Below are 9,390 nucleotides of genomic sequence, written 5' to 3'. Positions count from 1 at the left end.
TCCCCACCCGCCCTGCCGAGCCCCTGCCCCGCGCTTCCTTCCGCGAGGTGCTCGCGCCTCCTCCCGAGTCCACCTCCCCATCGGAGGCGAAGCCCTCGCCCGCGGTTTCCACCGGGCCCGACTGCGTGCCCGAAACGCCCGCCCCACGCGCTCCTCTTCACGCCTCCCCACCCCATGCCGGGCTCCTGTCCCGCGCTTCCCCGCGCGAGGCGCTCGCACCACCTCCCGCCCCGGCGTGGCCGTCGGAGGGGAAGCCCTCGCCCACTGCTCCCACCGGGCCCGACGCCGTGCCCGGAACGCATGGCCCGCGCCCTCCCCATCGCCCTTTCCCTCCAGGCGCCGAGCCCTTCTCCTGGACGGGCGCTCCCATCCACACCCGGCTCGGCGGTGTCTTCTACCTGCTCAACCTGGGCCTCGCCCTCGAGCTCTACGGCGACTTCACCCAGCCGGCCTTCTCCGGGCTGCGCCTGCCCGTATGGGACTTCCTCTCGCTGCTCGGGCGCGAGCTGCTGGTGGAGCCCGCCCCAGAGGATCCGCTCTGGACGCTCCTCGCGCGGCTCGCCGGGCGTCCTCCCGGCACTCCGCCCGGAGACGGCTTCGAGCCTCCCACCGAGTGGCGCACGCCAGCCTCGTGGTTGCGGCCCTTCCGCGAGCCGGAACCCCGCACCTGGAGCGCGCCGCCCCCGGGCACACCTGGCCGGCTCCGCATGAAGCATCCCGCGGGCTTTCTCGTGCTCGACGTTGCGCGCACGCCAGAAGACCCGGAGGCCCAGCTCCAACGCGAGACCGGCTCCCTCGCGGGCCTCGCCCCCTCCACGCGGGCACCGGCCCCCCCCAACGAAGAGGCGGCTCCCGCCACGCCCCTCGAGCGCTGGCTCGGCTGGCTCGTCCCCTACGTGCGCGCGCGGCTGGCCCGGGCGCTCGGCACGGAGGAGCCGGAGGAGCTGTCCCGGACGCTCCTGGAGCACGAGGCCCGCGTGCACGTGACGGAAAGCCACGTGGACGTCGTCTTCCCGCTCGCGTCGCTGCCGCTGCCCATCCGCTTCTCCGGCCTGGACCGGGACATCGGATGGATACCGGCGGCGGGCCGGCACGTGCTGTTCCACTTCGAATGAAGGGAGGCCCCATGTCCGCGCCCGACTCCTTCCAGCACTTCAAGCTCTACCTCTTCGCGACCCTCTCGCGGTTGCTGGCGCGGGCGGTGCGGGCGCTGGAGTCGAAGGAAGCACTGCTGGCGCGCTTCCCCTTCGCCGCGGAATACCGGGAGGAGCTGGGTCGGCTGGGCCTGGACGCACTGGACGCCGAGGCGGGAGCGGGCGCCTGGCCCGAGGCCATCGCCGCCTGGGAGGAGGACGCCCCGGGCCACCTGCCGCTGAGGGCGCTGCGGGAGGCGGCGGCGCTGGACCACGACGCGCTGACGCTGCTGATGGCGGTGGGGCTGGTGGAGGAGGACGCGCGCTTCGGCCCCTTCTTCGCGGCCATGCAGGGGATACCGGGGCTGCACCGGCCCACGCAGGGGCTGCTCAACGCCTGGTGGCGCCCGGAGGAGGACCGGGGCGAGGTCCGCGCGAGGCTGCGCCGGCTGGGCGAGCTGGGACTGGTGGAGGTGGTGGATGCGCAGGCCCCGCGCACCGAATGGGCGCTGCACGTGCCCGGCCCGCTCTGGGACGCGCTGAGGGGCGAGGCCCCCGAGCACCTGGCGCCAGGACTGCGGCACTTCGCGCGGGAGACACTCCAGACGGACGAGCCCCTCATCCTGCCGGAGGGCCCGAGGGAGGTGCTGTCGCGGGTGCCGGGGCTGCTCGAGTCCGGCGAGGCGCGGGCGCTCATCGTACGAGGCCCGAGACACAACGGCCGCCGAACGCTGCTGCGCGCGGTGGCGAGGGAGCTCGGGCGAGGCGTGCTGGAGGTGGAGGGCCGGGGCCCGGGGGACGAGGCACGGTGGCGGGGCGTGGGCGCACTGGCCACGCTGCTGCACGCGATGCCGGTGGTGGTGTTGGACCCGGGCCCGGGCGAGACGGTGGAGCTGCCGGAGTTGGAGGGCAGTGACGCGCCACTGGGCGTGGTGCTGGGCCGGCAGGGAGGCGTGAGGGGCGCGGGAGTGGAGCAGTCGCTGACACTGGAGCTGGGGCTGCCGGGGCCCGGAGAGCGGCGGAGCCACTGGGCGCGGGAGCTCGGAGCCGCGGTGGCCGGGCTGGACACGCTCAGCGCGAGCTTCCGGATGACGAGCGGCAACCTGCGGAGGGCGGCGAGGCTGGCGAGGGCCCACGCGGCGCTGGCGGGCCGGAGCCAGGTGGAGCCCGAGGACGTGAGACAGGCGAGCCGGGCGCTGCACCGGCAGACGCTGGACACGCTGGCGGTGAGGCTGCCGGGCGTGGGGGACTGGAGCCATCTGGCGGTGGGGGCGGAGACGCTGAGGGAGCTGCGCAACCTGGAGACGCGGTGCCGCCACCGGGAGCACCTGGCGGGGCGGGTGGGCGAGGCGCTGAGGAAGCAGCTCACGCCGGGGGTGCGGACGATCTTCCAGGGGCCGAGCGGCACGGGGAAGACGCTGGCGGCGAGGCTGCTGGCCACGGCGCTGCGGATGGACATGTACCGGGTGGAGCTGTCGGCGGTGGTGAACAAGTACATCGGCGAGACGGAGAAGAACCTGAGCCGGCTGTTCTCCCTGGCCGAGGAGCTGGACGTCATCCTGCTGTTCGACGAGGGGGACGCGCTCTTCACGCAGCGGACGGGAGTGGGCAACTCGAACGATCGGTACGCGAACCTGGAGACGAACTACCTGCTGCAGCGGGTGGAGTCGTACGAGGGCATCGTGGTGGTGACGACGAACGCGCCGGAGGCGATTGATCCGGCGTTCCAGCGGCGGATGGACGTGGTGGTGGACTTCCGGGCGCCGGAGCCGGCGGAGCGCTGGAGCATCTGGAAGCTGCACCTGCCGGCGGAGCACGCGGTGGACGAGGAGCAGCTGCGCGAGGTGGTGGCGCGCTGCAACCTGAGCGGGGGGCAGATCCGCAACGCGGTGCTGCACGCGACGATGCTGGCGCTGGAGGACGGGGGGACGGTGGGATTCAGGCACGTGGAGGCCGGGGTGCAGCGGGAGTACCGCAAGCTGGGAGCGGTGTGCCCGCTGCGGCGCGTGGGGGAGCAGTCACTGAGGGGGTGAGCACATGGCCGCACCATTCCGATCCAGGACCCCCCCACCGCGCCCTCCGGCGCGAGCCTCCGAGCGGGGGCTGGTGGGCGCCCGAAGCACGACGCCGGCGAGACCCCTGACCTACGGGAGGACACCGGCACTCACGGCGAGTCCAGGACCCGTGGGCGCGGTGCCCTCGGTGGGCACCGGAGTGAAACTCGGGGGAGACGCCCAGACGGATCCGCGCTTCCGTAAGGTCCTCGAGACGCTCAACAAAGGAACGGAGAAGGAAGGAAAGCAGGCCGCGGCGGCGCCTCCTGCGGCCCCTGGCGGTGGAGAGCCGTTGCCTCCGCGAGTCCAGGAGACCCTTGGGCGCAGCCTCGGGGTGGATCTGGGAGCCGTCCGCGTTCACACGGACACCCGTGCGCAAAGCACGGCGAAGGGTCTATCCACGAGGGCGGTGACGTACGGGAGCCACATCCTCCTGGGCCCGGGAGAGAGGGCCACCGACGTAGGCCTGATGGCGCACGAGGTCGCCCACCTCGTGCAGCAGCGAGGCGCGCCCACACCGCAGCGATGGGCACCGGGCGAGGGAGGGGCCCACGAGGCGGAAGCACACCGGGCCTCCGAGGCCGTCCTGCGTGGCGAGTCCTTCACCGTGCGCGAGCGGACGAGCGGCTCGCGGATGCAGGGATGGGAGCTGCTCGGCAAGGTGACCGGCTTCCTGGCTGAAGGGGCGAAGGCGCTGGGGCTGGGGAAGCTCATCGACTTCATCGCGAACAGGGCGGATGCGATTCCCGGGTTCTCGCTGCTCACCCTCGTCCTGGGGGTGAACCCCATCAACCAGAAGCGGGTGGATCGGAGCCCCGCCAATGTCATGAGGGCGGTGGTGAAGCTCATCCCCGGCGGAGCGTTCATCACCCAGGCACTCGACAAATACGAAGTCTTCGACCGCGCTGGCAACTGGGTGGAGCAACAGCTCCAGTTGCTGAAGGTGAGCGGGAGCTCGATCCAGGATGCGATCAAGCGCTTCCTCGGCACGCTGAGCCCGGGCGACATCCTCCACATGGACGAGGTGTGGGAGCGCGCCAAGAGCATCTTCAGCGAGCCCATCAACAACATCATCACCTTCGTGCGTGGGCTCGCGAGTGGCATCGCCGACATCATCAAGGACGCCATCCTGCAGCCGCTGGCGAAGCTGGCGGAGAAAACCCGCGGCTACGATCTGCTCAAGGCGGTGCTGGGCAAGGATCCGATCACGGGCGAGTCGGTCCCGCGCAATGCCGAGACGCTGATCGGCGGCTTCATGAAGCTGATCGGCCAGGAGGAGGTCTGGAACAACCTCAAGAAGGCCAACGCGGTGGGCAAGGCCTGGGCGTGGTTCCAGGGAGCACTCGGCGAACTGGCCGGCTTCGTCCAGGAGATTCCAGGACTCTTCGTGCAGACACTGAAGTCACTGGGGATCGCCGACCTCGTGAACCTGCCGAATGCGTTCGCCAAGGTAAAGGGCACATTCGGAGGCTTCATTGGCCGCTTCACGAAATGGGCGGGCAACACGGTCTGGAATCTCCTGGAGATCATCTTCTCGGCGGTGGCGGCGGGAGTGGTGCCCTACCTGCGCAAAGCCAGGGAGGCGTTCCAGGCGCTCCTGCGAGACCCGGTGGGCTTCCTGAAGAACCTGCTGGGGGCGGTGAAGCAGGGCTTCGGGAAGTTCGTGGAGAACATCTGGGGCTACCTGGAGACGGGCTTCAAGACCTGGCTGTTCGGGGCCCTGGCGAAGGCGGGCATCTCCATCCCCAAGGACCTGAACCTGCCATCCATCCTGAAGCTGGTGATGGACGTGCTGGGCCTGACGCCCGCGATGATCCGGGCGAAAGCGGTGAAGCTGCTGGGCGAGCGCACCGTGGCGCTGGTGGAGAAACTCTACTCCCTCGTCGAGGATTTCATCGCCGGAGGCCCAGCGAAGCTGTGGGAGCGGCTCAAGGACTACCTGGGCGACCTGAAGGAGCAGGTCATGGGGTCCATCCAGAACTGGCTGGTGACGAAGGTCATCACGACCGCGGCGATGAAGCTGGCGGCGATGTTCAACCCGGTGGGAGCCGTCATCCAGGCGTTCATCACCATCTACGACACGGTGATGTTCTTCATCGAGCAGGCGAGCCAGCTCGGTTCGCTCGTGGGGTCCATCCTCAACTCGGTGCATGCGATCGCCAAGGGAGCCATCAGCGGGGCGGCGGCGTTGATCGAGCAGTCCCTGGCCCGTGTCATTCCCCTGGCCATCGACTTCCTGGCGCGGTTCCTCAAGCTCGGAGGCCTGTCGGCCAAGATCCGCGAGTTCATCACCAAGGTCCAGGCGAAGGTGGACCAAGCCATTGACAAGGCCATCGGAAAGCTCATCGCTTTTGTACGACAATTGCTTGGAAAAGGCGCATCCGGAAGCACAGCAGTTTCCGCTAGCGAACAATCAGAAGCATTCCGGCAAGTTCGGCACCAATTTTCCCGGCAAAAGAAGATCTCCAAATCAACTATCCTGAGCGAACTTCCTACCCTCAAATCCCGATACAAATTCGCCACTCTACGGCTTGAGGAACACAGCTCCACATATGAAATCAAGGGAGGGTTCAGCCCAGAAAAGGACGCTGCCAAACTCAGGAGAATCAAGCTCAAGGAAGAACTCCAAAAAGCTATCGGCTCCTCGTCAAATTTCGTATTCCGGGCAGACGACTTCTACCGGCCTGGAACCTCCATAGGTTTGCCAATCGGGAGCCCCGAAGCAGCAACCGCGCGCCACCAGACACCTTTGACCCATGTCCTTGAGAAAGAGTCCGGCCAGACCAGCAAATACATCTCCTTCTCCGCCACCCAGGGAAAAACCAACAAGTTCACAAAGAAGAGCCGGATTCTCAAGATCACATGGGACGCACTGCTCGAATTACATGAACAAGGAAAGATAAGAATCATCACACCGGACGACGCTGAAAAAATGATGCTCGATGAAAACAATCCTGCATCCGTGATCAAAAGAGCCAAGGACGTCAAGGCCACGATGCAAAGAAACCATGAAATTCTCATTGAGGGAGAACTCCCAGGCCAGTTCTTGCAAGCAGTGCGGAAGATCGCCCAAAAAGCATCGCGCCGAATGAGAGAAAGAGATGAAATCTACATAGACATGGGCGATAACGTACCCGACGAGATTCTCGCACCGGATAAGGATAAACACTAGAAATGTCCAGCCTACTGCAACACGTCCTAGACGAACTCAAGGACCCTGATCCCCGAAAGAGGATCTTCGCTCTCGACAAGATTGCCCGAATAAATCCTGACAATGCACTTGAAATCATTCTCCCATTCTTGTCCGATTCACACGGAGATGTTCGCGTTGAAGCTGCATTCAACCTGGGGGAGATAGCAAACCCGGCTGCTGTGCCCCATCTGCTGACCACGATCAAAAACGACAGCGACGATACCGTAAGGGCAGAAGCAATCGGAGCATTGGAAAGCTACAGATCATCCGAAATTCTCCAGTGCCTTCTTGAAGAAGTGCGCCGAGTGAAGCGTTCCCGGCGCCCACGTCAAGAAGTAGCCAGACAACTCGGGCACTACGCATCTCAAGACTCCATTGACGCATTACTAATCTTATTCGACGACGAAGATGACGTCGTCAGAGATCATGTTGTCGAGTCACTCTTAAAGCTGAATCGTCCTGCTCTTCGTGCCTTCTGGCAACGCGCCTCTCAAGATTCGCGCGAATTCATCAGGGAGATGTCCTACAAAGCCTTATCCGAACTTCCATAGTGGAGGCCTCTACCTGACCCTCCATCCAGCGGACGAGTTCAACGACCTGGAACTCTGGCGGACGGACGGCTGGCCCCACGCGACGGTCCGCGTGAAGCGCTTCTCCAGCCCCGACCCGCTCTTCGCGGAACTCTGGTCTCCGGAGGCGGCGATCACCGCGGGCAACCGGCTGTACTTCCTCGTCCAGCCCCTGAGCACCACCGGTCCGGGCGCGGGGCTCGCCCAGCTCTGGCGCACCAACGGCACCTCGCAAGGCACGCGCTTCCTGACCGAGCGGCTCACCGTAAGCGCTCGGCGGACCACACCTTCCGCGTGAGGGAGGAGGCGTTCAGCGTCGCGTTCCAGGAGGAGTAGACATGGGACGCGACACGGAAAGAGTGGACGCCAGGCTGGCGAAGGCCGCGGCAAGCAACTACTGGACGGAGGCCGAGGCGCAGGTGGTGCTGGAAACCTGTGAGGCGAGCGGGTTGTCGGTGGCGGAGTTCGCCCGCCGTCACGGGCTGGGCCCACAGCGGCTGAGGTGGTGGAAGAAGCGGCGGGCCGAGGAGGCGGCCCCTGCGCTCGCGTTCGTCCCGGTGCACGTCGCGGCCCCGCCGTCGCCAGAAGCACAGCGGGCAGCGGGCGCAGCCCGCATGAAGGTGGTGCTGGCCAGGGGGCGGAGAATCCGGGTGGAGCCCGGCTTCGATGCGGGGGAGGTGGCGCGGTTGGTGAGGGCGTTGGAGGAAGCATGCTGACGCTTCCTGCCTCGGTGAGAATCCACCTGGCGAGCCAGCCGGTGGACATGCGCAAGTCCTTTGATGGGCTGTCCGCGCTGGCGCGGCAGGTGCTGCGAGAGGACCCCTTGAGTGGACACCTCTTCGTCTTCTTCAACCGCACGCGCGACATGGTGAAGGTGCTGTGGTGGCACTCGGGCGGCTTCTGTCTCTTCTCCAAGCGCCTGGAGAAGGGCAGCTTCCGCCTGCCGCATCCGCTGCCGGAGGACACGGGCGGGGTGAGGCTCGAGGCGGTGGAACTCACCCTGCTGCTGGAGGGGATTGATTTGAAGGCCAGCGTGCGCCGGCCGCGCTGGCAGCCCCCACCTCTCAAGTCACCTGTGTGAGAAAACCTCTTGCGTTGAGGGGCCGGGCCGTGGCTCATGTCGCGCGTCATGAGCGCACAGGCCCCCGGCAAGAAGAGGACGGACGTGCACGGCGTGGCGGCGCTGCTGCGAGGGCTGCTGGCCGAGGGCCAGGAGGAGCAGGCCATTGAGCTGGTGGTGGGCCTGCTCACGCAACTGGTGGAGAAGAACGCCGAGTTGGAGCTGCGCCTGCTCAAGGCGATGCGCCAGCGGTTTGGCCGCCAAAGCGAGAAGCTGACGGCCGAGCAACTCTCGCTGTTTCTGACGCAGCTGGGGCAGCAGGAGGCTGGTGCCCAGCAGCCACAGGCGGCGACGCCTGGCGCCGGGGACGCTGGCGTCGCGCAGGGCGACCCACCTCCGTCCGAGCCGCCCAGGAAGCAGTCGCGCAAGAAGGAGAGCAAGGGACACGGGCGCCGTCCGCTGCCCTCCCACCTGCCGCGTGAGCAACGCGTGCAGCAGCCCGTGCCCGAGGCGCCGCGGTGCGAGGCGTGTGGGCGGGACAAGACGCGCTGTGGCGAGGAGAAGAGCGAGACGCTGGAGTGGGTGCCCGGCCACTTCAAGGTGATTGAGGAGGTGCGGCCCAAGTACGCCTGCCGGCCGTGTGGAGACGGACTGGTGGTGGCACCTCCCGCCGACAGGGTGATTGAGGGGGGCCTGCCGGGGCCGGGCCTGGTGGCCCACGTGCTGGTGTCTAAATACAAAAACAGCCTGCCGCTGCACCGGCTGAGCGGAATCTACGCGCGCCATGGCGTGGAGCTACGGACCTCAACGCTCTCGGACTAGGTGGCGGCGGGGGCCGAGCTCCTCGAGCCGCAGGCGCGGGAGGTGGGCCAGCGGGCGCTGGCCTCGCACGTGCTGCAGAGCGACGACACGCACCTGAAGGTGCTCGACAGGGAGCACCCCAATGGACTCAAGCGCGGGCACATGTGGGTGTACCTGGGGGACGCCACCTGGGCGGCCTTCGTGTACACGCCGGACTGGAAGCAGGAGGGGCCGCTGTCCTTCCTGGACGAGCGCCAGGGCTGGCTGCTGGTGGACGGGTACAAGGGCTACGACAAGCTGTTTACGCGCGAGGGCGCCACCGCGGTGGAGGTGGGGTGCTGGAGCCACTGCCGGCGCTACTTCGTCGAGGCGCTGGAAGCCGGCGACACACGGGCGGCGCTGCCGCTCTCCCTCATCGGCAAGCTCTTCGAGGTGGAGCGCGACGCCAGCGCGGCCCAGGTGGACGACGCCGAGCGGCTGCGCAGGCGCGACACGCTCTCGCGTCCCGTTACCCAGCAACTGGGGCGCTGGGTGGCCGACACCTACAACGCGGAGCCACCGAAGAGCCCGCTGGCCCAGG

6 protein-coding genes and 2 pseudogenes are annotated in these 9,390 nt (G+C 67.2%); all 8 read left to right on the top strand.

The features are described from left to right. Positions 1-1,115 (top strand): annotated as a pseudogene (locus tag Q664_RS59475) (hypothetical protein); the annotation flags it as partial. A gap of 11 nt (positions 1,116-1,126) precedes the next feature. Then, a complete protein-coding gene (locus Q664_RS53040; protein WP_052519007.1) occupies positions 1,127-3,166 on the top strand; it encodes an AAA family ATPase in 2,040 nt (679 codons plus the stop codon). A gap of 4 nt (positions 3,167-3,170) precedes the next feature. Then, positions 3,171-6,359 carry an eCIS core domain-containing protein gene (locus tag Q664_RS33995; protein ID WP_084610541.1) on the top strand — a complete coding sequence of 1,063 codons (3,189 nt, stop codon included), beginning with the start codon at positions 3,171-3,173 and terminating at the stop codon, positions 6,357-6,359. A gap of 2 nt (positions 6,360-6,361) precedes the next feature. Continuing rightward, positions 6,362-6,931 (top strand): HEAT repeat domain-containing protein, encoded by a 570-nt coding sequence (locus Q664_RS55405; RefSeq protein WP_075207586.1) that lies wholly within the window; start codon positions 6,362-6,364, stop codon positions 6,929-6,931. Positions 6,932-7,022: 91 nt separating this feature from the next. Next, positions 7,023-7,247 carry a hypothetical protein gene (locus tag Q664_RS33990; protein ID WP_043405240.1) on the top strand — a complete coding sequence of 75 codons (225 nt, stop codon included), beginning with the start codon at positions 7,023-7,025 and terminating at the stop codon, positions 7,245-7,247. 40 nt (positions 7,248-7,287) lie between these two features. Then, the gene (gene tnpA / locus Q664_RS33985) at positions 7,288-7,665 is read left to right on the top strand and encodes an IS66 family insertion sequence element accessory protein TnpA (protein ID WP_052519005.1); all 378 of its coding nucleotides are present in this window, start codon (positions 7,288-7,290) and stop codon (positions 7,663-7,665) included. Next, positions 7,659-8,030 (top strand): IS66 family insertion sequence element accessory protein TnpB, encoded by a 372-nt coding sequence (gene tnpB / locus Q664_RS33980; protein WP_043405239.1) that lies wholly within the window; start codon positions 7,659-7,661, stop codon positions 8,028-8,030. The genes tnpA and tnpB overlap by 7 nt, the downstream gene beginning before the upstream one ends. Positions 8,031-8,066: 36 nt before the next feature. After that, positions 8,067-9,390, top strand: a pseudogene (tnpC, locus tag Q664_RS61485) (IS66 family transposase); the annotation flags it as partial.

Source organism: Archangium violaceum Cb vi76 (assembly GCF_000733295.1).
Classification (GTDB): domain Bacteria; phylum Myxococcota; class Myxococcia; order Myxococcales; family Myxococcaceae; genus Archangium; species Archangium violaceum.
Note: the sequence above shows the minus strand (reverse complement) of the source record. Positions and strands in the feature narration are given on the sequence as shown.